At 38.3% G+C, this 22,839-nt stretch carries 19 protein-coding genes and 2 pseudogenes; 12 read left to right on the plus strand and 9 right to left on the minus strand.

Annotation, left to right across the window (positions count from 1 at the left end; all coding sequences use genetic code 11):
- Window positions 1-349: 349 nt before the first annotated feature.
- The 3 genes from H6F92_RS08025 to H6F92_RS08035 all read left to right on the plus strand — a co-directional run bounded on the left by H6F92_RS08025 (window position 350) and on the right by H6F92_RS08035 (window position 2,392).
- On the plus strand, window positions 350-589 hold the full coding sequence (locus H6F92_RS08025; RefSeq protein ID WP_158200220.1) for a hypothetical protein: 240 nt from the start codon (window positions 350-352) through the stop codon (window positions 587-589).
- Window positions 590-676: 87 nt separating this feature from the next.
- On the plus strand, window positions 677-1,819 hold the full coding sequence (locus tag H6F92_RS08030) for an AAA family ATPase (RefSeq protein ID WP_158200219.1): 1,143 nt from the start codon (window positions 677-679) through the stop codon (window positions 1,817-1,819).
- Entirely contained in the window at window positions 1,820-2,392 is a 573-nt protein-coding gene (locus H6F92_RS08035) for a hypothetical protein (RefSeq protein WP_190357453.1), read from the plus strand.
- A 60-nt stretch (window positions 2,393-2,452) separates the two neighbouring features.
- On the opposite strand, the gene H6F92_RS08040 is transcribed toward H6F92_RS08035, so the two are convergent.
- On the minus strand, window positions 2,453-3,406 hold the full coding sequence (locus H6F92_RS08040; RefSeq protein WP_233271379.1) for a glycosyltransferase family 2 protein: 954 nt from the start codon (window positions 3,404-3,406) through the stop codon (window positions 2,453-2,455).
- Between the two features lie 23 nt (window positions 3,407-3,429).
- Window positions 3,430-4,713: an O-antigen ligase family protein gene (locus H6F92_RS08045; RefSeq protein WP_158200216.1), complete on the minus strand. Its 1,284-nt coding sequence runs from the start codon at window positions 4,711-4,713 to the stop codon at window positions 3,430-3,432.
- Between the two features lie 919 nt (window positions 4,714-5,632).
- Between H6F92_RS08045 and H6F92_RS08050 the strand changes: the two genes are divergently transcribed.
- From H6F92_RS08050 to H6F92_RS08065, 4 genes and pseudogenes are all read left to right on the plus strand, one after another.
- Window positions 5,633-5,842 (plus strand): hypothetical protein, encoded by a 210-nt coding sequence (locus H6F92_RS08050; protein ID WP_002747310.1) that lies wholly within the window; start codon window positions 5,633-5,635, stop codon window positions 5,840-5,842.
- The gene (locus H6F92_RS08055; protein WP_190357454.1) at window positions 5,839-6,078 is read left to right on the plus strand and encodes a type II toxin-antitoxin system HicA family toxin; all 240 of its coding nucleotides are present in this window, start codon (window positions 5,839-5,841) and stop codon (window positions 6,076-6,078) included. The genes H6F92_RS08050 and H6F92_RS08055 overlap by 4 nt, the downstream gene beginning before the upstream one ends.
- Before the next feature lie 494 nt (window positions 6,079-6,572).
- Window positions 6,573-6,815 (plus strand): annotated as a pseudogene (locus tag H6F92_RS08060) (phenylalanine--tRNA ligase subunit beta-related protein); the annotation flags it as partial.
- Window positions 6,816-7,075: 260 nt separating this feature from the next.
- Window positions 7,076-7,189 (plus strand): annotated as a pseudogene (locus tag H6F92_RS08065) (pirin family protein); the annotation flags it as partial.
- Window positions 7,190-7,267: 78 nt separating this feature from the next.
- Here H6F92_RS08065 and H6F92_RS08070 read toward each other — a convergent pair.
- Together H6F92_RS08070 and H6F92_RS08075 are read right to left on the minus strand one after the other, a co-directional pair.
- A complete protein-coding gene (locus tag H6F92_RS08070; RefSeq protein ID WP_190357455.1) occupies window positions 7,268-9,166 on the minus strand; it encodes a CRTAC1 family protein in 1,899 nt (632 codons plus the stop codon).
- 51 nt (window positions 9,167-9,217) lie between these two features.
- Complete coding sequence (locus H6F92_RS08075) at window positions 9,218-10,270, minus strand: DUF1702 family protein (RefSeq protein WP_190357456.1); 1,053 nt, start codon at window positions 10,268-10,270, stop codon at window positions 9,218-9,220.
- A gap of 59 nt (window positions 10,271-10,329) precedes the next feature.
- Between H6F92_RS08075 and H6F92_RS08080 the strand changes: the two genes are divergently transcribed.
- Together H6F92_RS08080 and devC are read left to right on the plus strand one after the other, a co-directional pair.
- Complete coding sequence (locus H6F92_RS08080) at window positions 10,330-11,697, plus strand: ABC exporter membrane fusion protein (RefSeq protein ID WP_190357457.1); 1,368 nt, start codon at window positions 10,330-10,332, stop codon at window positions 11,695-11,697.
- Window positions 11,698-11,713: 16 nt separating this feature from the next.
- Entirely contained in the window at window positions 11,714-12,877 is a 1,164-nt protein-coding gene (devC, locus tag H6F92_RS08085; protein WP_190357458.1) for an ABC transporter permease DevC, read from the plus strand.
- 194 nt (window positions 12,878-13,071) lie between these two features.
- Here devC and H6F92_RS08090 read toward each other — a convergent pair whose 3' ends face one another.
- On the minus strand, window positions 13,072-13,503 hold the full coding sequence (locus H6F92_RS08090; RefSeq protein ID WP_190357459.1) for an acyl-CoA thioesterase: 432 nt from the start codon (window positions 13,501-13,503) through the stop codon (window positions 13,072-13,074).
- Window positions 13,504-13,806: 303 nt separating this feature from the next.
- Between H6F92_RS08090 and H6F92_RS08095 the strand changes: the two genes are divergently transcribed.
- Window positions 13,807-14,190 (plus strand): hypothetical protein, encoded by a 384-nt coding sequence (locus H6F92_RS08095; RefSeq protein WP_002762579.1) that lies wholly within the window; start codon window positions 13,807-13,809, stop codon window positions 14,188-14,190.
- Between the two features lie 12 nt (window positions 14,191-14,202).
- On the opposite strand, the gene H6F92_RS08100 is transcribed toward H6F92_RS08095, so the two are convergent.
- Together H6F92_RS08100 and H6F92_RS08105 are read right to left on the minus strand one after the other, a co-directional pair.
- On the minus strand, window positions 14,203-14,616 hold the full coding sequence (locus tag H6F92_RS08100) for a type II toxin-antitoxin system VapC family toxin (RefSeq protein ID WP_002762578.1): 414 nt from the start codon (window positions 14,614-14,616) through the stop codon (window positions 14,203-14,205).
- Complete coding sequence (locus tag H6F92_RS08105; protein ID WP_002762577.1) at window positions 14,613-14,825, minus strand: hypothetical protein; 213 nt, start codon at window positions 14,823-14,825, stop codon at window positions 14,613-14,615. The genes H6F92_RS08100 and H6F92_RS08105 overlap by 4 nt, the downstream gene beginning before the upstream one ends.
- A 54-nt stretch (window positions 14,826-14,879) precedes the next feature.
- On the opposite strand from H6F92_RS08105, the gene H6F92_RS08110 reads away from it, so the two are divergent.
- Together H6F92_RS08110 and H6F92_RS08115 are read left to right on the plus strand one after the other, a co-directional pair.
- Window positions 14,880-15,821, plus strand: a complete 942-nt coding sequence (locus H6F92_RS08110; protein WP_190357460.1) for an RpnC/YadD family protein — start codon at window positions 14,880-14,882, stop codon at window positions 15,819-15,821.
- Between the two features lie 23 nt (window positions 15,822-15,844).
- Entirely contained in the window at window positions 15,845-16,090 is a 246-nt protein-coding gene (locus H6F92_RS08115; protein WP_190357461.1) for a hypothetical protein, read from the plus strand.
- Between the two features lie 130 nt (window positions 16,091-16,220).
- Here the strand turns inward: H6F92_RS08115 and H6F92_RS08120 are convergent, their stop codons facing one another.
- Together H6F92_RS08120 and H6F92_RS08125 are read right to left on the minus strand one after the other, a co-directional pair.
- Window positions 16,221-16,787 (minus strand): hypothetical protein, encoded by a 567-nt coding sequence (locus H6F92_RS08120; protein ID WP_002762574.1) that lies wholly within the window; start codon window positions 16,785-16,787, stop codon window positions 16,221-16,223.
- Window positions 16,788-16,836: 49 nt separating this feature from the next.
- Window positions 16,837-22,776 (minus strand): type I polyketide synthase, encoded by a 5,940-nt coding sequence (locus tag H6F92_RS08125; RefSeq protein ID WP_190357462.1) that lies wholly within the window; start codon window positions 22,774-22,776, stop codon window positions 16,837-16,839.
- Window positions 22,777-22,839 lie beyond the last annotated feature (63 nt).

The raw sequence follows: 22,839 nt of genomic DNA on the forward strand, positions 1-22,839 counted from the left end.
GTTTTGAAAAATTCGTCATCAGGGCAAACTCCCTATTGTGAGGGGAATAAGTTGTCTAGATTCTATCTATAATAGCATTTTTTTCTGACTTTTCTCAACGTTCAACACTTCTGGATGGAACCCTTATTTGTATAGAAAGGCATTTAGCGATTTTTGTCAATTGTTTTTGATCTAGAGCGAACTAATCAATTAAGTCTTTTGCCAGATAAGGATTTAGTCAATTTATGCCCCCTGATCGAATCATACCAAGTAACGAAGAACCAAAAATTTAGGTCAGGGGAGTTGGTTGGGTTGGTTTTATGTTAAAATCGGGTCAGGTGTGTCTTAATTAATAAAACTTAACAAGACAATGAATACTTCGACCACTTTTCAAGAAATCGCCGCCGAAATTCAATTATTTGATAATTTTGAACAAAAAGAACAATTTATTTTTGTAGTGGGTGCTTTGGTTTCTCGTATCATCAGTCTTCATAAAGCCGCAGAAGTCATAGAAATGGCTCCAGAAATATTCTTGAAAATTTTAGAATTAATCGGAATCGATTTTTCTTATCTTATTAGGGAAGACATAGATAGAGAAAAAAATTGTTAATCTCTATGAAAATTGTTTTTAATTCTTCTCCTTTACTCTCTACCAGTAAAAAAAAGGCAGGAAACGAAAAATTATAAATAACTGAAAATGCTTCAAGAAATCCATCTTAAAAATGTTAGCCCTGCCTCAGAGATTGATCTAGACTGTGCCTCTCGACTTAATATATTAACAGGAGACAACGGCCTCGGTAAAACTTTTTTGCTGGATATTATTTGGTGGTGTATTAACAATAAACAAGGACAAAACCCTGTTAGTAGTTATCACAAAAGAAATCGAACAATAGAAATAGAACCTCATATTTCAGACAGAAACAATAGTTTAAATATTTATTGTCGTGTTGATGGTGGCTTTTCTATCTATGTACCCTACAAAGAAAAAGCTTTTAAACTTTCTTCAACAGAAGTTTGGTATGGTCGAAAAGTCAAAAATAAAATTATTTCCTATGGTTTGCTTGAAGATTGGATTAAGTGGCAAAATCAACCCAACCAATCAAATATTAAATTATTAGCTGAAATTATTCAAAAACTTTCTGCAAAAAATGAGCAGATAAAAATTGGTGAACCCACACGAATGTCTTTAGATGATATTCGAGGTATTCCAACGATAGAACTTCCTTATGAAACAATTCCTGTTACTGAAGCATCGGCGGGAATTCAACGGATTCTAAGCCTAGCTTATATGTTAGTTTGGATGCAGTCAGAAAATTTAATTACTGCTCAACTATTTGGAAGAAGTCCAGCCCGTCAACTGATTTTTTTAATGGATGAAACCGAAGCGCATTTACACCCTCGTTGGCAACGATCAATCCTACCCGCAATTTTGACTGTCTTAAAAGAATTAGAACTGATTATTGATATTCAACTCTTTATTACTACCCATTCTCCCCTGGTTTTGGCTTCAGTTGAACCCTTATTTGATCAAGAAAAAGATAAATTATTTCTATTTGAACTTAATGACAATCAAGTAACCTTAAATGAAATTACCTGGGCAAAACAAGGTGATGTGATTGGTTGGTTAACTTCAGAGGTTTTTGGACTTAAACAAGCCCGTTCTCAAGAAGCAGAACAAGCAATAGAAGCCGCCCAAGCTTGGATGAGAAAAGACGATATGAACCAATTTCCAGAAAACTTAAGAACCAAAGAAAAAATTCATCAACAATTACTTAAACTCTTACCGGGTCATGATCCCTTTTTCCCCCGTTGGATAGTGAGAATGGAGGCTGATGATTAAATGCAGAAATTTATTCCGATTCCTGAACCCACCGAGTTTGATCAAAAATGTCGTCAAAAAGGAAATACTTGGTTAGCCGAAAATCCTGCTGCAAAACGCCCCAGAGATTACTGGTCTCCTTTTAGGGCAGATTTAGCAAAAGGATTTAATAACTTATGTGGCTATTCCGTTATGTATGACCCTACCGCCACTGTTGATCACTTTTTATCTTTTCATAATTACCGTCATTTAAGCTATGAATGGTCTAATTATCGCTATGTAGCAAATTGGATTAATAGTAGCAAACAAAACCTAGATGATCGCTTACTTGATCCCTTTGAAGTCGAAGATAATTGGTTTGAAATTTTGTTACCATCGTTACAATTAGTGTTAACCGATAGCGTCCCTGATAATCAACGCCAAAAAGCTGAATTTACTCTGCAACGTCTAGGCTTAAATTACGATGAAAGAATACTACGCCAACGGGAAGAATGGTTAAGAATGTATGAACAAGGTGAAATCACCCTAGAGGGATTAGCAAAAAAAGCTCCTCTCATTGCCCGTGCTATTGAAAAGCAACAGAAAATCTCTTAAATCCTAGACAAAGAGAAACACATTAGTATTTCGGCATCTAGTCGGGTATTGGCTGTACCATTATTTAATATCAATTTGCTGTAATTCTGGTAAATTTTTTTTAAATAAAAGCCTAAATCTTTTTATACATATTATTTTAAACATCAATTTTAAAGCATCCCAATTAATTGCATCATAGCGGATCAATTCTAGGACAATTTTTATGTTTAATTTTTTAATATAAATCAAAAGCCAATGCAGGCAAATATAACCTTCTATAACTGACAATTCTGGTAACTTTTCCCGATGTTTAGGATGTACCATATCATAAATTTTTTGTTTGATTAAAATATTTTTTTTGTATCGCTCTTTTATTGATATATTTCTATTGCAACATCCCGACCATACTCTTTTAAAACATAGACACTTACCGACAAATACAGCATCGCCGTACTTGACAATTTCTATCCATGAGTTAATATCATCATAATTACCGTCAAAGTCTTTATCCCAGCCTCCCGATCGCAAAAATGCTTTTTTTTGAAAAGCAACTTGAACAGGTGTTCCCAAAGGACAGATATCCAAAAGCATACCGTAGTGTATGTCTTCTTGCCGAATACAAAGAGCTAAATTATTAAATTGAACTTGATGTTTATCATCGATAATGTTGCCTATTATATCAATTTTTTTTGCCTGACAAGAGCAAATAACAGCATCAGGAAAATAAACGAGAGATTTGCCGATAATTTCGATACATTCAGGCATAATATAATCATCATCATCAATCAGCTTAATCCATTCTCCTTTGGCAATTTTGACTCCAATATTAACACTTTCTGAATGTCCTAAATTTATCGAGTTGCGATGATATATAACTCGATCACCTAACTGCTTGATATATTCTTCAGTTTGATCAGAAGAAGCATCATCTACAACAATAATTTCACAGTTTATAGTTTGATTGATTGCCGATTCTAATGACCATTTTAAAAATGGTAAGCGATTATATGTTGTTATAACAATACTGAATTTCATGAGCATTTACAAGAATATTTAGTTTAGGTAAAATATTTTCTTTTTTTATTATTTGTTAAGCCATGAATCGCTGACAAAATCGACCAGGATATAAGATTGACTCTTTCATCAAAAATAGTAACATCAAAGACATGAAATAATATACAAGCAAAAAAAGCTGTTAAATAAGTAAATATAATCAATTTTTCTTCTGAGTTATCCAGATTTATTTTGGTTAAAAGTATAATCCCTTTTGCCAATATCCAGCCAACTAAAAAATAGAAAAAAACTGTCCAGGGAATCCCCACTTCAGACAGAAGCATCAGTGTTAAGTTGTGTGAATGTCCTATTACTATCTGAGATTGAGGCTGATAGAGATGTTTAAAACTTCCTAAACCCCATCCTTTCCAAGGTGACTTAAGGGCTAAATGCCAGGAGAATTTCCACAGAGTTATTCGGAGAGTTTCTACATCTCGATTAGGATAAAATTGATCGTTTATTCGAGCCCAAATAAACATTGGAACAATTAATCTAAACCAATCTCTTACTGGAGGATTGCCAAAAGCAGCGATAATAATCGCCCCGCTCACGATTGCTACTGTTAGCAAAATCCATCGCCAGCCTAAATAAATAGCAAAAGCAAGACAAGTTACTAATGTAGTCATCCAACCATTACGAGAATGAGTTAAAATTAGAGCAATAAATGTTAGGGAATTGATGACCAAAAGCAGACTAAGATAAAAAATTTTTTTATCAGTATTCGATTTTCTTAACTCTAGAATTATTAAGCCCAGTCCCAACACCCAAATAATAGTTAGAAAACTTGCTAGAAAATTAGCATGATAAAATAAAGATGACATCCTACCAGAAGGATTGCCCATTGCTCTTAAATACCATCCAGGGATCAATATATTTTGTATTTCTCCTTGTAATCCCCACCAAATTTGTCCAAAGCCTAACACGGTTATAGGAACTGAACCAAAGTATATTATCCTTGCTAATTGTTCTAATGTACTCACTGAGTAAAGTAGTTGGCTGAGTCCAGCAAAAATAATGAAGTAAGGGAAAAAATTTATCAATCCAGAGATGGCAGAAACCCGATCAAAGGCAAAAAGGCTGGTCATTATTAATGAGCCACCTAAGATAGCAAATCCCCAATTAATATATTGAGAAATAATGACTCTATATTTTAATCTAAAAATTATTATAATCGCTGTACAAATAACTAACATTCCCCATAAGGGGTTGATAGGCAACAGCAAAAAACTAATTTGAGTTAAATACCAAGGAATGTTTAGCTTCAGATCGGGATGTTTTGTTAAAAACATAATGTGTCATCTATTACTTAAATAACTTGCATTGACTCAATATTTCAAGATGCTATCCTTAGAGTATATCAACTCATCATGGTGTTGCCATGCTGTTAAGCTTTTCGACGTTTAAGTTGATCGAGTAATCGATGTCAGCCAAAGGCTTCAAGCATCGACAATCTAAATTTAAATGCGTCTGAGCTTACTGCTGGAATATACACCGTTCGCCGTCCCCAAAACCTCCCCAACTATTTAACCCGCAGTGCTGGTTAAGCTTAAAAACTATCAAATCATCAATTAATGGTTTCCATCATCCTAAGACCGTTTTTTTCTACCGTCAATAGGATATAAAATATGCTTATTTTTTTTTTTTTTTTTTCATCAGGTTTATTCATGAATCAGAGAAAATCAAATTAAATTCGGTGCGGTTAAACCTTGATTTCTCCTACCAGCCACCTGATTAACTTGACTCAGAGTCGAGAAAACGGGTTTCTTTAAGAAACCCGTTTTCTCGATCCTATAGTCACATATTTCTTAACATAAAATTTGACAAAAAGAGAAAAGTATTAATTCCAGCAATTCTTTATAATTCTCTAGATGACTGGGAAAACCCGAACCCTAGAGTGATAGAGAAAAGAATTGAGGAATTCAAAAGGCGAACTCGGAGTGAATTGATGAAGTGCGATCGCTTTTCTGATCGGGTGCGATCGCCGATCTTGTAGGTTGGGTTGAGGCACGAAACCCAACATGATCAACTATTAATTTATTTGGTTGGTGTTGGGTTGCACTTTGTTTAACTACATTTTGGCAATAAAGAGGCGATTAGGGTTGATAAACGGCGAACGCTAATCTTGTAAGCTTTAAAAAGTGCTATATAAAAAACTAAACAAACTATAATTAAAATTACTGCAAAAATTTAGAGAGTAAAGAAGGAAATATGACAGAAATAGTTTTTTTAGTGGAAGATGCACCGGAAGGGGGATATACAGCAAGGGCATTAGGCGAGTCTATTTTTACCGAAGCCGATGATTTACAATCTTTACGAGAAATGGTAAAAGATGCCGTTAATTGTCATTATGATGATAGGGAAAATCGCCCTAAAATTATTCGTTTACATATTGTTAGGGATGAGGTATTTGCGGTATGAAGCTACCCAGAGATTTATCCAGTGATGACTTAATCAAAAAATTGTCTGAGTTAGGTTATGAAGTGAGTCGTCAAACGGGTAGCCATATTAGACTAACTACTTCTGAAAATGGTACACATCAGATTACTATTCCTGCTCATAATCCTGTCAAAATAGGCACTTTAAATAATATTTTGCGTGATGTCGCTCTACATTTTAATTTAACTAAAGATGAACTATTGAAAAGACTGTTTTAAAATGGCGATAACCTTTAGATTGAGTGCGATCCAAGATGATCAATTATTAATTTATTTGGTTGGTGTTGGGTTGCACTTTGTTTAACTACATTTTGGCAATAAAGAGGCGAACGCTTTTATTTTAATAATCTTTCCTATTTTTCATGACTTCCTATCCACCCCCAAATATAATCTTCACCATCTTTAAAAGCTAAAGATCTATAATTAATACCAAATCTTGCCGATCAAAATTCTCCAACTTTTTTAAAAGACAAAGAAGGATGGTTTAAGTCACTTTTTAAAAGCTCAAAATTCCTTCTTGCTAAAATTTGATTTGTTTTTCCCATTGTTGATCGTCTAACTTATTGATCCAATTTCTTAAATACAAAAATTCATCAGAAGTAAGGCTTTCAATTTCCGATTGAGTTAATTATAACTTTGTCATCTTACTATCTTTCCACAACAATAGTTCAAATTTGAGTTTTATATTATCATTTTTTCCGTAAAAATGGGGAACAGATATACCCGTAGATAGATTGACAAAAACTATCAAAAATGCTGGAGGTAATCTCTTAGAAAAAGTCGAATTATTTGATCGCTATCAGGGGCAGAATGTGCCGGAAAATCATTGTAGTTTGGCCTTTAGTTTAGTCTATCGTGCCAGCGATCGAACTTTAACCGATGAAGAGGTGGAACCCTTAATGACAAAAGTGCGAGAAGCTTTAGTTAAACAGTTCCAAGTTTCTTTAAGAAGTTAAATTCAGCGATCAGTTAACAGTTATCAGACATCGACCTTATGTTATCTCAAGACTAAAAGTCGGCGTTGCTGAATCAAGATATGAATAGTAATTGTGCATCGTATCGACAACGAACACTTATTAGATAGGGTTTGCGGCAAAAAGTTTTTCGTGGGGGTAGGGTGTGGGCTTCGGCCGTGAGCTTTTGCGTTCGACAAAAGCTCACGCCGAGGTCCGAACGGTCTTCACCCCGACATTTGAGATAAAAAAGAGAAAATCTGATGATTACTATAGGCAAAGCGGAGGAAAGAGGCGACGCTAACTATGGTTGGTTAGATACCTATCATACTTTTTCTTTTGCCCAATATTATGATCCCCAACAGATTAATTTTAGAGGGTGTTTGCAAATTTGAAAAGGACTAATCTAAACAAACGATAAAGGGCGCAAACCTTACGCCCTTTACAGAATGGTCTTAAACAGATTCCTCTAGCAAAATTGTCTGTTTACCCGACGTTAATAATAACTGGGTTTGCTTAATTTCTCCCTTGTGGTTACGCCATTGAATGTCAACGGGTAAAGCGGTATTAGGGTCAATTTTGCCTAAACCAAAGTGTAGCACTGGACTTCTCACGCCAGAATGACCATTGCCCCCATCTACCTGCGCCACCAGCTGACTGCCCTCAGGTAGAGACACCTTAACCGCTGCCCCAATTGCGGGGATAGCCATTTTCCCCTTTTCTGAAGAGGGATTAGGGGAGAGCGCAGGGTTTAAAAGCTCTAATTCCAGAGATTGACCGATATTTGGACTATCATTGCGATAAAAATAAGAGGTTTCCCACTGATTTGCCACTACAAAGTCTAAATCCCCATCTCCATCCACATCGGCGGTGGCAATTCCTCTGGTGACAGAGGGATCATCTAAGCTTAATTGCGATGCCAAATCATAGTAACGTCCATCTTTACCCCGCACAAAAAAGGGATTATGTTGATGACCACTTAAATCGTCTCCATCTTGGAAATGAAACCAACTATTGGGGATTTTCAGGACTTGATCATTACTCATGGCTAACTCATGTAATTCTGGCCAACGATTGATGTCACCTTTACGAAATCCTGTAGCTTGCAACGCTTCTAACTCCCCATCATTATCAAAATCGCCGAATTTTGTTTCCCAACTCCAGCCACTACGAGAGACTCCCAAGGGTTCGCTTTTATCGACATAAGGGGCGATTCCTCGGGACATTTTCTCCGTTTCTCCCGTACTGGTAAAGAGAAAATGACTTTCCTCTAGGGCGTATTCCGAAGCAATATTACTCACATAGATGTCTAAGAGTCCATCATGGTTAATATCCCCGAAATCTACCCCCATTCCCTTAAAGCCATCATGGCCCAATACCTTAGAATTAGGTGTCGTTAACCCTTTTTGCCCTTCCAGTAAGGCAAATTGGAGATGTCCTCTAGTAGAACGATTATGTAAGAGGCGATCGGGTCCGAAATCATTGGCAAAATAAATCTCTGGCAATAAATCCCCGTCTAAATCGGCTGTTCCGACGGCCAATGTCCAACCATGAGCAATTTTCTCCTCAAAAGCATCTTGGACTTCTTGATAAGTCACTCCAGTGGTAGAGGCATCGGACCACAAGAAAACTCGATTTTTACCGCCATTATAAGCACGGGTCATCGAATCTTGCATTTTTTCGATTTTCTGGGAATTGACATCCAAAATCTCGGCATTATCTTGGAAGTAATTGCCAATGATTAAGTCTGGGTGTCCGTCCCCATCTAAATCCGAGAAGGTTGCCGCATTGGTGTACCATTTTTCCCTTTTTTGGCTGATTTGCTGCTGAAGATAACCTTGATCTTGCTTGATAAAAGCGATCGGTGTTCGTCCCCAATAATACACCAATAGATCCCTGAGTCCATCCTCATTGAGATCACTAGGAATACATCCCATCGGGGCCATGGTTTGGTCGTTATAGTCAAAATCGGTGACATTGAGGGTGAAGGGCTGATAACGATTGCCCGTACCCGGAACAGGGGAGATAATCACCTGATTGCTTTGGGTTTCTACATGACAGAGATCATTATCCCAGCCATCTCCATCGAGATCCCCCAGGGCAACTGCCGCCCCAACTGCCGAAATCCAGCCCGAATGACGGCTTAAACTGGGATTTGTCGGTCTTTCTACTTGATAGGGTTGATTTTCTAATTCGGGTAAGGGAAAACGAGTAAAGGCAAAGCGAGAAGCGATCGCATCTCTTTCGGCCATTGATAGGGCGGGGAGACGGGAAACAAAGAATAAGACTAAAATTAGCCCCAATGCCAAGATAGACTTGCTATAGCGTCGGATGAATTTTTCCAAACGATTCATGGTTTCAAAGAAGTAACTACATTCAATCTAAGCTTAAGACAGTTGAGGGGATTAGGTGCGAAAATGACTTTGGATGGCTTGTCGCCATTGTTCATAGGCAGGGATTTGGTCGTGGTAATCTAAGCCGATGAGGGTATCATCAGTGATCTTGGCTGTTTCAGTCATAGCCATTCCACACAAAATTTGACAGGCTATTTCGGTATTTTCTGTGCAGTTTTCAGCTAGTAAACGTGCTTTTGCCGCAAAAGCTGCTCCCTGGGCTAATTCGGCTCTATAAGGTTCAGCCAGCTGTTTTAAATGTTGAATTTCTTCGGGAGACACTCCCCCCGCGTAAGTGCAAGCCAAGCCGATCCCACTCCATAAATGGGGTTGAAGCAGCGGGTCGAATTTTTGGATCTGATCGGCAATTTCGGCAATATTTGCCCCTTTCACAAACCAAAGACTGCGCCCTAACCCTTGGGCAAAGACAAGACGCGCATAACCCGATAATTCTTGAGGAGACTTTCTCTCTCGGATATACTTAGGCCAGGCAAAGTATCCCTGATGAAATCCATAGCCGTCAAGGGCTAACCACCCTAATAGAGAATCTGGAAAATGTTGGGCAGAATCTGCTAATTTTTGGATATAAAAGCGCAAAGAAAAGGGAATACGGGCTAATTGCCATCCTTTCCCTACATAGGCCATGTAAATATGCTTTTTCCCCTCGTTTGCTAAAAAATGCTCAAAGCGATTGCGCTTCCTCAGGGTTAAACAATCTAGCAAAGATAAAGCCATCGCCGCCCCTTCATAAGCAAATCCTCTCAGATTGAGGGTGACACCTTCAAGAAGAGGAAACAAGTCCGCGAGAGAATGAGCCATAATTGCTGCATTATAGCCATAGATAAAAGTTTGCCCGATCGTTTCCAAATATATCTGTTTTTGAGGCTGAACAGCCAGGCCGCCGCTTTGCGGATCACAGATGAATCCACGCTGATTAAAGGTTGCCGCTTGGGGTGAAAGGAGCAACAATCGTTGTGGAAAACGATTTACCTGCCTAGGAGAAAATTTGTGATCAAAATTGACAGCAGGATGCTCGAAGGGTGTGCCTGAGAAATTAGATGCCATTGTTAAAAAAAGTTGACAAAGTTGACAAAGTTGACAACCCTTGATGGGAGGTCTAAGATATGACCTCATGTTACCTTAAACAAAGTTTATTTGATGAATCCTTATCCCTGTTAACAACAATGGCTAACTTTCGCCTTCAAAATTCCCATTCTTTAAAATATTGGTTTTGGGGTCTTTTAGGAGCTTTTATGGGATTTAGCCTGGGAACAACCGTTATTATCTTCTATTTTAGACCAGAATCATCCTTGAAAGCTTCCCAGTTATCGATTTCCCCGACGGTTTCTCCTGATACTCCCGAAGCTGTTGCCGCCCTTGGTTATCTTGAACCCCAAGGTGGAATTACTCAAATATCAGCTACTGCCTTTTTGGAAGGAAGTAGAGTAGATAAAATACTGGTAAAACAGGGAGAAACAGTTGAAAAAGGCGAAATAATGGCTATTTTAGATAATAATGCCCGTTTGCGAGCAGCCCTGAAACAAGCTCAAGCAAATCTGGGTTTAGCAGTATCTAAACTCGAAAAAGTGAGAGAAGGGGCAAAAAAAGGCGAAATTATGGCTCAAGATTCCCGTAGGCGTCAAAGCAAAGCGGAATTAGAGGGACAAATAATGAGGCAAAAAGCAGCGATCTCTAGTTTGGAATCGGAACTTGAAGGGGAAAAACTAGGACAAAAAGCTACCGTTGAAAGAATTAAAGCAGAATTGAATAATGCTCTCACAGATTGTCAACGTTATCAATCTTTATACCGTAATGGTGCGGTTTCTCAAGGGGAAAAAGAGCGATTTTGTTTAGAGGCGACAACTACACAAAAAAGACTCCAAGAAGCTGAGGCTAACTTGCAACGCATTACAACTACCTTAGAACAAAAAATTCAGGAAGCCAGAGCCAATCTACAACGAACTCTTAATACTTTAGAACAACAAATTCAAGAAAACCAAGCTATGTTAAGTGCAGTTACGGAAATTCGTCCTGTTGATCTTCAAATTGCTCAAGATGAAGTAATGACAGCTAAGGCTAATGTAGAACGCGCTCAGGCGGAATTAGAATTATCCTATGTGCGTGCGCCCCATGCAGGAAGAATTTTAAAAATTCATACTTTTCCCGGAGAATTAGTGAAAAATGAAGGAATTTTAGATTTGGGAAACATTCAAAAAATGTATGTGACAGCAGAAGTGTATGAAACCGATATTAGTCGAGTTAAATTAGGTCAATCTGTAACGATAAAAACTGATAAAATGCTCGGAGATTTAGAGGGAACCGTGGAAGAAATAGGTTGGAAAGTGGGACGACAAGATGTTTTAGGAACCGATCCTGTTGTCGATACAGATGCTAGAGTTGTCGAGGTAAAAGTTAGCTTAGATCATCGCTCTAGTGCTAAAGTTAATCGGTTAACTAACTTAAAGGTTAATGTGATCATTCACCCTAACTAAATAACTCATTCAGAAGATGAATATTCCCACTGCTTGGTTACAATTAGCTCATAAAAAAACTCGTTTAATTGTTGCACTGTCTGGTATTATTTTTTCCACTGTGATTATTTTTATGCAGTTGGGAATTCGAGATGCTTTATTTGAGAGTGCTGTTCATTTACATAATAGTTTGGAAGGTGATGCTTTCCTGATTAGTCCTCGTTCTACATCCTTAATTGCCATGGAAAGTTTTAGTGAGCGAAGACTATTACAAGTCTTATCCTTTAATGAAGTGGAATTAGTCAGTCCAATCTATGTAGGCTATGCTCAATGGAAAAATCCCGATACAAAAAACTATTGGCGTAATATTTTTGTAATTGGAATTGACTTAAGATATCAAGCATTTAAGGCTGTGGGAATCAAAGAAAATTGGCAAAAATTAAAGATAAAATATACCACCTTATTTGACCAAAATTCTCGGAGGGAGTTTGGAAATATTGCTGAAGATTTCCAGAAGGGTAAAACTATTATTACTGAGGTGGGAAATTCTGGTAATAATCGAAAAATAGAAGTGGTTGGTCTCTTTGAATTAGGGACATCTTTTGGTTCAGATGGTAACTTATTAATGAGCTACTCTAACTTTTTAAGAATATTTCAGAATCGTTCATCTCGGTTCATTGATATTGGCTTAATTAAGTTTCAACCAGATATTGATCGGCAATCCTTACTCAAAAAGTTAAAGAAATATTTGCCGAAAGATGTCAAAATATTAAGCAAGCAAGAGTTTATTAACTTTGAAAAAAATTATTGGGCAACCAGTACAGCTATTGGTTTTATTTTTAATTTGGGGGTATTTTTAGGATTAGTGGTCGGGATTGTGGTTGTTTATCAAATTCTTTATACCAATGTTGCAGAACACTTAGCAGAATATGCAACTCTAAAAGCAATGGGATATCACAATCGTTATCTTCTGTGGCTCGTCTTTCAGCAAGCTCTGATTATTGCAGTATTGGGTTATATTCCTGGCTTTTTATTAGGGATGATTCAGTATTATTTTACCCAAAAATACACCTTACTTCCCATTGAAATGACCCCTACTAGAGCAATATTCGTCTTTGGCTTAACCTTGCTCATGTCCTTGATTGCTGGAGCCACGGCTATTAATAAGCTCCAATACGCCGATCCTGCCGATATTTTTTAGAGTATGTTTGAAAAGGGTTAGGGGTAGCGTAGTCATCTAGGCAAGCCGCCTCAACAAGAGTCGGCTCATACCGGGATAAATGAAAGCGGCGGAAGTTTCGGGTTAAGCTCATTTAAACCACTAATTGGCTATAACCAGTTTAGGAGAGTCATTTTTTATCGGTTATTTTTATCTCACATTCCTCGGGTTATCCTTTAGATTGGGATCTGATATTTCTCTAAAGCTAATTGCAGTTGAGCGGGAATTGGAGTGGGTCTGGTTTCACTATCCTCTCGTCGCATACAGGCCGTTTGTTGTTCTCCTTTTGCCACTAATTCTTCACCTTCATCAGTCACTCGCCAATATTCAAATAACATGGTAATTCGGTTTTGTTTAATCTCTCCTAAACGCATCCGAATAATAACATGATCAAAGGCAAATAATTCGGACAGATACTCACAGGATACTCGAACCGTTACTAAAGCCAATCCTTGGGATAATTCTGTGATAATATCTGGGGCATTATCTTTGAGAAACATTTCTCGACAACGACCTTGCCATTGCACATAATTGGCATAATAAACATTACCGACTAAATTGGTTTCTTGAAAACTGACAATGTGATGATATTCGTAGGCTTTCATCATGATTATTTAGCGATTTTTCGAGATTAACAACGGTTTTAAAAGAACGCTATTGACAATTGACCAATTTTGTCAGCTGCTTGTCCTCTTATTTGGTCGATTGTTGCTTAACAACTGCGATGGCAAATTCTACTCAAATATGTCTAAACCGCGCTCTGGGTAGGCAACCCATATAAAGTTCATTTTGTCAAGGATTGTTAAGATGCGCTTACCCTGAGGGGCATAAAGTAGGAATTTTAAGATGATCATAGGTTATCCTGATAATGGTAAACTAAACACAAGTTTTTTATTTTCTGATTATACCTCATGAATCAACCGTTAACTCGTTTTTCTCAAGAATGGTGGTCTGCCTATCAAACGACATGGAACGAACAAGAAAACTTAGGTAAAAAGTTCACTAAATTGGGAAAAGTAATTCTTTGGTTTAGTGATCATCAGGGGGTTTCTGTTTGTTCAGAATGGGATGATCAGGGTCAGATTGTTAGTTTAGAACTGATTGAAGAAATGGATGAATCTTTACCGATTTTTTCAGCAACTAGAGAAAATTGGGAACGATTTGTTAATCAAGAAATTGGTGCAGTTAAAGCGGTAATGACAGGGTTAATTGATTATCGAGGATCGATGACGATTATTGTTAAATATGGTCGTCACTTTGATTGTCTAGCAGAAGTAGCTCAAAAAGTCAATTAGTTATTTTACCTCCTAATTTCTCAGTAGTGCATTAAATCCTTCTTGTTGAAAATGGCGATCAAAAGTTAAAACATCGGAGATATTTTGTTGTCTCATAATCAACATCGAAGCACAATCTGTTAAGCTATAGCTTTTATCTCGTCTTTGGCGATAAAATAGCAATGCTTCGGTAAATAACTGAGAGGTTTGAGGGATAATTTCTACTGATGAGTCTTGGTGTAATTTATCTACAATATCTAGGGCAGCATCCCTTAAATACCCACCCCTTCCAGATAAGGCATTGAGTAATTCAGTTAACACCATTTCGCTAGTAACAGATAGAAATATATCTAATTCGTCGGTAATAGCTACAGAAGATTGATGTAAACTATCACGAGTGTCAACCAGTGCTTGAAGATAAGCAGTATCTAAAAAAATCTTTCTCATTCGTCTTCGTAATCCTCGTCTCTGGGTGCGCCATACATATAATGTTCAAAATTGCGAGCAAAATCTTTAGGTAATTTGTTCCACTCTTCAATGGGAACTTTTTCACCAATTTCCACAATGGCTTTCCAAAAGGGTTTGTGGTTAGCGGTTTCTAAGGAAGAAGTATCACTATTTTCGCAGGGGATAGGAGTAGGGTTAGAATTGTCCATTGTTTTTGAAAGATTAGGATATTATTTATTATATAGCAATTAGGTGGGAAAGGCATGGCTGAGGTGACAGCTAATTACGACAAAACATGGAAAGAAGCGATTAGCACTTATTTGGCAGAGTTCTTAAACTTCTTTTATCCCAATATTTATCAAGAAATTGACTGGAATCAAACCCCTATTTCCCTTGATAAAGAATTAGAACAAATTACGGCAGCTGCGGAAACTGAGCAACGCTATGCTGATAAATTATTGAAAGTTTGGTTATTAGATAATCAGGAAATCTGGCTTTTAATTCATATTGAAGTCCAAAGTCAATATGATCTAAAATTCCCTCAACGAATGTTTATTTATAATTATCGAGCCTTTGATTTGTACCATAAACCTGTTATTAGTTTAGCTATTTTAGGGGATGAAAGTAGGTCTTGGCGACCTGATTTTTATCAATATGGGTTAGGGGGAAGTCAAGTGAAAGTCGATTTTTTAATGGTCAAATTATTGGATTATCAATGGGAAGACTTAGAACAAAGTGAGAATATTTGGGCTATAATAGTCATGGCACACCTAAAAACTAAGGCTACGACTAATAATCTCAGGGAGCGTGAACAATGGAAGTGGAACTTAGTCAGAGGTTTATATCAAAGGGGATTAACCAAGTTTGAGATTATCAATCTAGGGAAATTCATTGATAAAATGATGACCTTACCCCCGCAACTTCAACTTAACTTTAAAACAAAACTCAGTCAATACGAGGAGGAAAACAAAATGCCTTTTTTAAGTACCATAGAAGAAATGGCTCTCGAAGAAGGAGCTAAATTAACTAGCCAAAAGTATATTATTTTAGCTTTACAAAGTCGTTTTGGGGAGATTCCTAATTCCCTGATTGAAACGATTAACCAAATTGAGGATGTGTCTGTCTTAGAGAGTCTTTTTGTCCCCAGTATTACTATTAATTCATTGGAGGATTTTCAACATTTAGTTAATGACTCTTTATCTTAATTAATATGAGAAGGAGCGTAATCATGCCTTTTTTAAGTACCATAGAAGAAATGGCTCTCGAAGAAGGAGCTAAATCAGGAGCTAAATTAACTAACCAAAAACATATCATTTTAGCTTTACAAAGTCGTTTTGGGGAGATTCCTAATTCCCTGATTGAAACGATTAACCAAATTGAGGATGTGTCTGTCTTAGAGAGTCTTTTTGTCCCCAGTATTACTATTAATTCATTGGGGGAATTTCAACAGCTAGTTAATGACTCTTTATCATAATATGAGAAGGAGAGCAATCATGCTTTTTTTAAGAACTAGAGACAACTTTTCAGCACAATTAACTAGAAGAATAGGGTAAATACTCATTTACCCCCATTTTCTTAATACTTTCTTTAACTTTGGCTGAAATTTAAACTAATCTCCCCTCATTCATAGGTGGAAAACGATGATAATACATGGCAATCATCATGGGAATTAGAACCATTAAGTTATAGAAAAGATGCAGTTCTAACCGAGGAAACCAAATTTGTCCAATACTAATAGGAACGCGAGAATCCCATAAGTTTTGACCAATAATTGCCTGTCCTAAGAGTAAAGCGTGTTCAAAATGATGATAGAATTGTAATCCTAAAGCCAAATCCCACCAAAGACGAGCTTTTCCATGAAAAGAAGGACGAAAAATAGCTAACCCTAATAACATAAAAAGAGCGTGTCCATAGTGTAGCCATTCCGAGCGCATTAACCAAGGTTTCCAGAGTCCTAATAACCCTAAACATTCTGGTCTCGGCCATCCTAAACCCCACAATTGATAAGCTTGAATAATATGTTCTGAGATGTGGGCAATAGTCACTATCATAAAGATTTGCATCCCCAATTTATGCCAGCGTCCATTCATCGCATAAACGAAAGAACGGATGATATTTGAAATCAGTTGAATAGGGTTTCTTTGGTTGGGAATTTGTCGAACTGTAGTCATGATTTGGTTCTCCTGTGGTTTAAAAAAGGGTAAAACTGGATAATTTTTATCAGAAAACCTTTAATGGTTCTGTCTGAAGTAAGTCCGATTTTTTCTGAACTGTTTGGACAAATATTGCCAAGATGAAAGCTGTCTTGATTTCTCGGAAAGAAACAGGTAAAGTGATGATTAAATCCTTTCCTGAAGATAACCACAAAATAGGGGATAAAGGGGTTAATTGTTGAGAGAAAGATGATAAAGTTAACGGGATATCGAGACTCAAACCCGCTTTCTTAATACTTTCTTTAGCAGACCAAATGCGAGTCGCTGCCATATTAAAATCCTCATGATTCTCTTGACTAATTACCTCCGCTAAATTAAAGGAATTTTCCCCCAATAAATCGCGCCACATCTGCACATCACGGGGGATAATCGGTTCCAGATCGCATCCTGACGCACCCTTAAGCACAAGGGTTAAATCTTCGGCATGAGATACCGAAACCGCCTCGTTATCGCTTAATTCGGGCTTGCCATCCCCCCGACGCTGAATTACACTAGGGGATGAGGTTAACATCCCTAAACTGCGATCGCTTCTGACTCGTCTTTCTACCGTTGCATCCCGATCGAGAATTAAAGTTAAATCGACATTAGGCATCATCTCCTTGATCTTTCGTTCTAAATAACAGGGTAAAAGGGCTGGAATCCAGGGATCTTGAGGATTTCTGTGTTTAATCACCTTTAATTCCAATCCTTGCCACACTTCTAAGAGATTGCCATCGTCATCCAATACCTCAAGATCATAGACAAAGGTATCTCCTTGATGCAGTCTTTCTTTGGCTGAAACAAACTGATTTTCGCCTAAATTGACAGAATATACCGTTAAGCGTTCTATGCCAGTGGGTAGAATAGTGGCATGGGGAACACAAGCTTGTAAAGCATGGATAACGGCATCTCTTGCCCCTGCATCGCCTAAAATCAGGGATTGAGGTAAATAACGACTAAACCAAGCAGTTTTTTGCTCAATCTTAATTTCTGCAATACATTCGGTTGCTTTGAGATGAGAATAACCCTTAATTCGTTGAAATCTTGCTTTATGGAACAGTAAATGACCATATAAGTCCGTATCTGGATTAATTTGAGGGTTATTTTTTCCTTCTTTAAGGGGGACAGGGGGAATCAATGGGCGACAGTCTGGCACCCCCACAGAAGAATGGCTGATGATGGCTTCAAAATGATCGATACTAAACCCTGTATTGGCACAGCGAATAACGGCTTTAACCTTTCCAGAATCGGTGATTAAGGTAGCAATTTGTATCTTTAAGGGTTGATCGGCAGAAACCACGATCGGACGGTTAAATTTAACCGATTCAAACGTTAATCCTCCAGTTTCCCCCTTGTTAAGGGGGACGGAAGGGGTATCTTGGTTTTCCCCCTTGTTAAGAGTTTGATCCTCCTTCCTTGCTAAGGTGGGGAGTAATGCAGTGGCCACTTGTGCGATCGCTTCTAACCCCAGGACACCGGGGAAAATGTATTCTCCTTGATAAACATGATCTTGTAAATAAGGATCATTGTCTAAGGATAATTCTGCTTCAGTAATCAGTTCAATTCCCGTGTAATGAACTTTCTTTGTCTCTAAAAAGCGTAAAAAAGACAATTCTTGCGGTTTTAAGCTTAAAGTCGGCGGTTCACCAAAACGCCCGGCGATGATGACAGAGGCAGTGGGTAGGGATTGATTTAAAAGTAAATGTAAGTATTTAATGCCAATATCGGGAGAAATAGGGGTAATACCTTCATTTCTTAGCTTTTCAACTGTTCCTAAACGTTCTCCCATGCCAATACCGGACCAAACCGACCATTCTAGGTTTAAACAGCGACAATTAGGGTATTTTCGACTAAATTCCCCTACAATATCCCCTAACCATTCATTGGCTAACCCATAGTCTGCTTCTCCTTTCAATCCAGTCTCGGCAATAATTGAACCGAAGCTGATTAAATAGTTGAGAGAATCGGGGTTAATTTCCGTTAAGATATGTTGCAAACCCTTGACTTTTGGGGCTAAAGTTGCTAGGAAATCTTCTGGTTCGAGATGTTGAATTAATTTCGGTGTATTAACCCCCGCACCGTGTAAAATTCCCGTAATTTCTCCTAAATTTGTCTTAATTTCGGCGATAGTTTGCTGAACTGACTCAGCATCACTGACATCACAAGAATAATAATGGACTTGGATGTTTGCAGACTTCATTCTTGCTAAATTTTCGGCTAATTCTCGGTTATCTTCAGGTTGAGAACGTCCTAAAATCGCTAAGGTGGCTTTATTTTCTTTAGCTAAGGATAAGGCACATTCTGAGGCAATACCTCTCCCTCCCCCCGTCACCAAAAGAAGTTCCTTGATTTTGCTTTTATTTGAACTTTTTAGGGCTTTTTTCTGCTTAGGGTTATCGGTATCTTTTTCTAACCCTAACAAGTTTAATTGACGAAGAAACCGTTTTCCGTTTTCATCATAATAAACTTCTGTATAGCTATCAGTTGCAGTGATTTCTGAGAGAATGATATTAACTGCATTGGGATGATGAAAAGGAATATCAATGACACAGGTAGGAATTTGACGATTTTCTAGATAAAAAGTTCTCGCAAAGGACGCATATCCTCCACCTTGTTGAATCAAAATCAAGGGTTTTTTCTCTTTTATAGATAATTTTGCTCCTTTTAAAAGCAAATCAATTTCTGATTCATCAGGATGGGGTTTTAAACAAATAATGATCCCTTTTTCCTGCTCATGCTTTAAGGTGGGTTGTAAAACAGATAAGTTAGGCAATAAAGGATGATCGGCATGGGCGATAATATGCCAATTTCCCGCTTTTTCTCGATTTATTTGCTTTTTATCTGATTTAATTAACGGTTTTTCGATTAATTCAACCGTAAACGCACGCACCCAATTATCAACACCCATAGGGATTGATTCTTGAGGAATTTGAGGATTATTTTTGCCTAATTCTTCTAAAGCTGCTGCTAGATCCTGAATAGTTGCATTGGCATAATCTGTCGGTGAATGGGGAGGAGATAAGTCTAACTGACGCGCTGCTTCGATCACTAATTGACTGACACTGATAGAATTAAGGTGCAGATCCGCCAACAAGCGATGATGATTTTCAATGGTTTCTAGGGGTAATTCTGTTTTTTGTGCGACTAATTGACGAATAACTTCAATTTTTGAGGTTTCAGGTTTGAGGTTTTGGCTATGATTAGGCAATAAAAGAGCAATATTCTCTACTTTTGCCTGTTGACTTTTGCCCTTTACCTTGATCTCACATGGATTGGCAATAAAATGGGGTTGATAGTCTAAATTAAAGGGACGACTAAATCTATCTTCAAATAACCCTTGATAGTTAACCTTGACACCATTAACAAACATCACTGCAACCGTTTTCAATAACCCTTGTAAAGACTCACTGCTGCTATCGAGAGAAATTACGGGAATATCCGTTATATCTGCCACTAAACGGCTTAATATCGAACCGGAACCCACTTCAATGAATAAATCAACCTCTTTCTCTGCTGACTTGACTGCATCGATGAAGCGCACCGGTGAGGTGATTTGTTCTAACAAAAGCGAGCGCCAGTCGGTATTTAATGGCAATTTTTCGCCCGTTACGGTAGAAATAACCGTTTTTTCCAGGGAATTTAAGGGATAAGTTTGTAAATAATCTTCTAAGGGTTGCACAGCCCGGGCCACTAGGGGAGAATGGAAAGCGTGGGAGACAGGCAAATAAACGGTTTTAATACCTTTATTTTGGGCTTTTTCAACAACATCTTTAATCCCTAATGCCTCTCCTGAGATTATTGTCTGATAGGGTGAATTTAATCCCGCAATCTCAACGATACGTCCATTTAATAAACTTTTAACCGTTTCTGCATCGGCGTTAATGCTGGCCATTCTACCTGTTGGGTGGCCCAGTTGTGCCATTGCTTGACCGCGAATTTTAGCTAGATTAATTAATTGAGTCTTATCATAGGCATTTGCCCAAAATAAAGCGCATAATTCCCCTAAACTGTGTCCTATGGCTAAATCTGCTTTAATATTTAAGTTTTCTAAGAGTTGTAACCCCCCTAGGCAAGCCGTAATGATCGCCGGTTGAGCAATATTCGTCACCGTGTTATCCTTACCCTTGGCTAACTGAGCCTTGTTATATAATTGTTTAATCACAGGAAAACGTCTTTCCCAGAGTCCCCCATGAAGATAAACTGGTGCGGATTGCCCCGGAAAGAGAAAACCTATTTTATTGACCTGTTTTTCGTGATTGGTAAAGATATTATCTAAATTTTGACCGGGGGGGATCAACGAGTGCAAGCCTTGGGCCCCTACAAGGTGATTGGTTAAGCTATCGGGGGAAGATGCAATAATGGCCAGACGATAGGGTAAATGAGGATTGACCTTTTTCGCTAATTCAACGGCAAGATCCGTCATTTCTGACTGGGATATGCGAGGAACAATATTTAATAACCGATTAACCTGTGCTTGTAAGTCTTCTTGACTATTTGCACTCAATAGGAATAACTCCGCATCTTGGGGAGAATGGATTAATTTTTGTTCCTGTGGCGTTAAAGTGTGACGACGAATCTGACTTAATCCCTCTATGATAATATGACTATTAATGCCCCCAAAACCCATGGCACTCACTCCTGCCCGTAAAGGTAAGGAATTTGGCCAGATTTGCCCCTCTTTTAATACCTGTAATCTTGCCTTGTCTTCGGTTAACCGAGCCTGAGGGCGATCGCATCCCGTCACTGGTGGTAAAATTTGACGATGAACCGCCATAGTCGCCTTAATTAACCCTGCTATCCCTGCCGCCGCCTTAGTATGGCCAATATTCGCTTTAATTGAACCAATAACGGCTTTATTTACCGTATCTGGATGAATACGAGATAAGACTTCTAATTCGGTTCCATCACCCACCGCCGTTCCCGTACCATGGCCTTCAAAATAAGCTATAGTATCCCCCGTAAATTCAGCCCGTTTATAGGCGCGATTTAAAGCCAATAACTGTCCTTCCACTTCTGGGCGAGTAATTCCCCCTTTGCCATCGGAAGAAATCCCCCAACCCTGAATAACAGCATAAATCCGTTTATTTTGGGCTAGGGCATCCTCATGACGCATTAACACCAGAAAACCGCATCCTTCCCCCGGAATAAACCCATTAGACCCTTGATCATACACTTTCATCTCCCCAGAGGCTAAGGCCCCCGTTTTGGCAAAACCCACCAACTCAAAAGGGTCCATACTAATATCCACACCCCCGACTAAAGCGATATCTAAATCTTCAGCGACTAAAGCCGAACAACCATTCGCTACTGCCAGTAAAGAGGAACTACAAGCCCCATCGACGATATATCCGCCCCCTTTTAAGTCAAAATAATTACAAATTCTCCCCGCTATCGTATTCGCGAGATTTCCCGCTAAAGATTCCTCTCCAATCGGTTCAAAGGGTTCTTTAAAGCGATTTTCTAATTCATTTAAGAAAATTTGCCGTTCTTTGTCCGATAATCCTTGTTTTAATAATTGTTCTTCTACCCTATGACGCACATAGGGCCAACGCAATCTTAGGGTATTAGCCCGCGATAACTCGCCTGTGAGGGTATTTCCCAGTAAAACCCCAGTTGTTTCTTTATTTAACCCCTTTCCGTCGGGAAATCCGGCATCATTCAACGCCTGAGACGCAATATCTAACGCTAACCAGTGGGTTAAATCGGCCGAACGAAAGGTACTCCCCACCACTTTATAAGCAATGCGATCGAATTCATAGCCCTCAATAACGGCAGCTTGAGTCGAATAAATAACATCGGGGGCGCTTTTATCGGGAGAATAGTAGTCACTTAACGATAATCGCTCTGAGGGAAAGCGACGAAATGCGCGACGCTGAGACAGGACATTTTCCCATAATTCCTGTGGAGAATCGGCATCAGGATAAAGACAAGCCATGCCAACAATAGCAATTTGAGGAGAAGCTTTCATAGTCAGTGACCAGGAGAATGTTACTGTAGGGAGTGCCAGAAACTTGCACCCACGAGTTTTTTG

It is taken from the genome of Microcystis wesenbergii FACHB-1317, assembly GCF_014696875.1.
Classification (GTDB): Bacteria; Cyanobacteriota; Cyanobacteriia; order Cyanobacteriales; family Microcystaceae; genus Microcystis; species Microcystis wesenbergii_A.

What these genes read in the sequence shown, in the direction of transcription:
- H6F92_RS08025 (WP_158200220.1), top strand. Translation starts at nt 350, where the DNA reads ATGAATACTTCGACCACTTTTCAAGAAATCGCCGCCGAAATTCAATTA.
- H6F92_RS08030 (WP_158200219.1), top strand. Translation starts at nt 677, where the DNA reads ATGCTTCAAGAAATCCATCTTAAAAATGTTAGCCCTGCCTCAGAGATT.
- H6F92_RS08035 (WP_190357453.1), top strand. Translation starts at nt 1,820, where the DNA reads ATGCAGAAATTTATTCCGATTCCTGAACCCACCGAGTTTGATCAAAAA.
- H6F92_RS08040 (WP_233271379.1), bottom strand. Translation starts at nt 3,406, where the DNA reads ATGAAATTCAGTATTGTTATAACAACATATAATCGCTTACCATTTTTA.
- H6F92_RS08045 (WP_158200216.1), bottom strand. Translation starts at nt 4,713, where the DNA reads ATGTTTTTAACAAAACATCCCGATCTGAAGCTAAACATTCCTTGGTAT.
- H6F92_RS08050 (WP_002747310.1), top strand. Translation starts at nt 5,633, where the DNA reads ATGACAGAAATAGTTTTTTTAGTGGAAGATGCACCGGAAGGGGGATAT.
- H6F92_RS08055 (WP_190357454.1), top strand. Translation starts at nt 5,839, where the DNA reads ATGAAGCTACCCAGAGATTTATCCAGTGATGACTTAATCAAAAAATTG.
- H6F92_RS08070 (WP_190357455.1), bottom strand. Translation starts at nt 9,166, where the DNA reads ATGAATCGTTTGGAAAAATTCATCCGACGCTATAGCAAGTCTATCTTG.
- H6F92_RS08075 (WP_190357456.1), bottom strand. Translation starts at nt 10,270, where the DNA reads ATGGCATCTAATTTCTCAGGCACACCCTTCGAGCATCCTGCTGTCAAT.
- H6F92_RS08080 (WP_190357457.1), top strand. Translation starts at nt 10,330, where the DNA reads ATGACCTCATGTTACCTTAAACAAAGTTTATTTGATGAATCCTTATCC.
- devC (WP_190357458.1), top strand. Translation starts at nt 11,714, where the DNA reads ATGAATATTCCCACTGCTTGGTTACAATTAGCTCATAAAAAAACTCGT.
- H6F92_RS08090 (WP_190357459.1), bottom strand. Translation starts at nt 13,503, where the DNA reads ATGATGAAAGCCTACGAATATCATCACATTGTCAGTTTTCAAGAAACC.
- H6F92_RS08095 (WP_002762579.1), top strand. Translation starts at nt 13,807, where the DNA reads ATGAATCAACCGTTAACTCGTTTTTCTCAAGAATGGTGGTCTGCCTAT.
- H6F92_RS08100 (WP_002762578.1), bottom strand. Translation starts at nt 14,616, where the DNA reads ATGAGAAAGATTTTTTTAGATACTGCTTATCTTCAAGCACTGGTTGAC.
- H6F92_RS08105 (WP_002762577.1), bottom strand. Translation starts at nt 14,825, where the DNA reads ATGGACAATTCTAACCCTACTCCTATCCCCTGCGAAAATAGTGATACT.
- H6F92_RS08110 (WP_190357460.1), top strand. Translation starts at nt 14,880, where the DNA reads ATGGCTGAGGTGACAGCTAATTACGACAAAACATGGAAAGAAGCGATT.
- H6F92_RS08115 (WP_190357461.1), top strand. Translation starts at nt 15,845, where the DNA reads ATGCCTTTTTTAAGTACCATAGAAGAAATGGCTCTCGAAGAAGGAGCT.
- H6F92_RS08120 (WP_002762574.1), bottom strand. Translation starts at nt 16,787, where the DNA reads ATGACTACAGTTCGACAAATTCCCAACCAAAGAAACCCTATTCAACTG.
- H6F92_RS08125 (WP_190357462.1), bottom strand. Translation starts at nt 22,776, where the DNA reads ATGAAAGCTTCTCCTCAAATTGCTATTGTTGGCATGGCTTGTCTTTAT.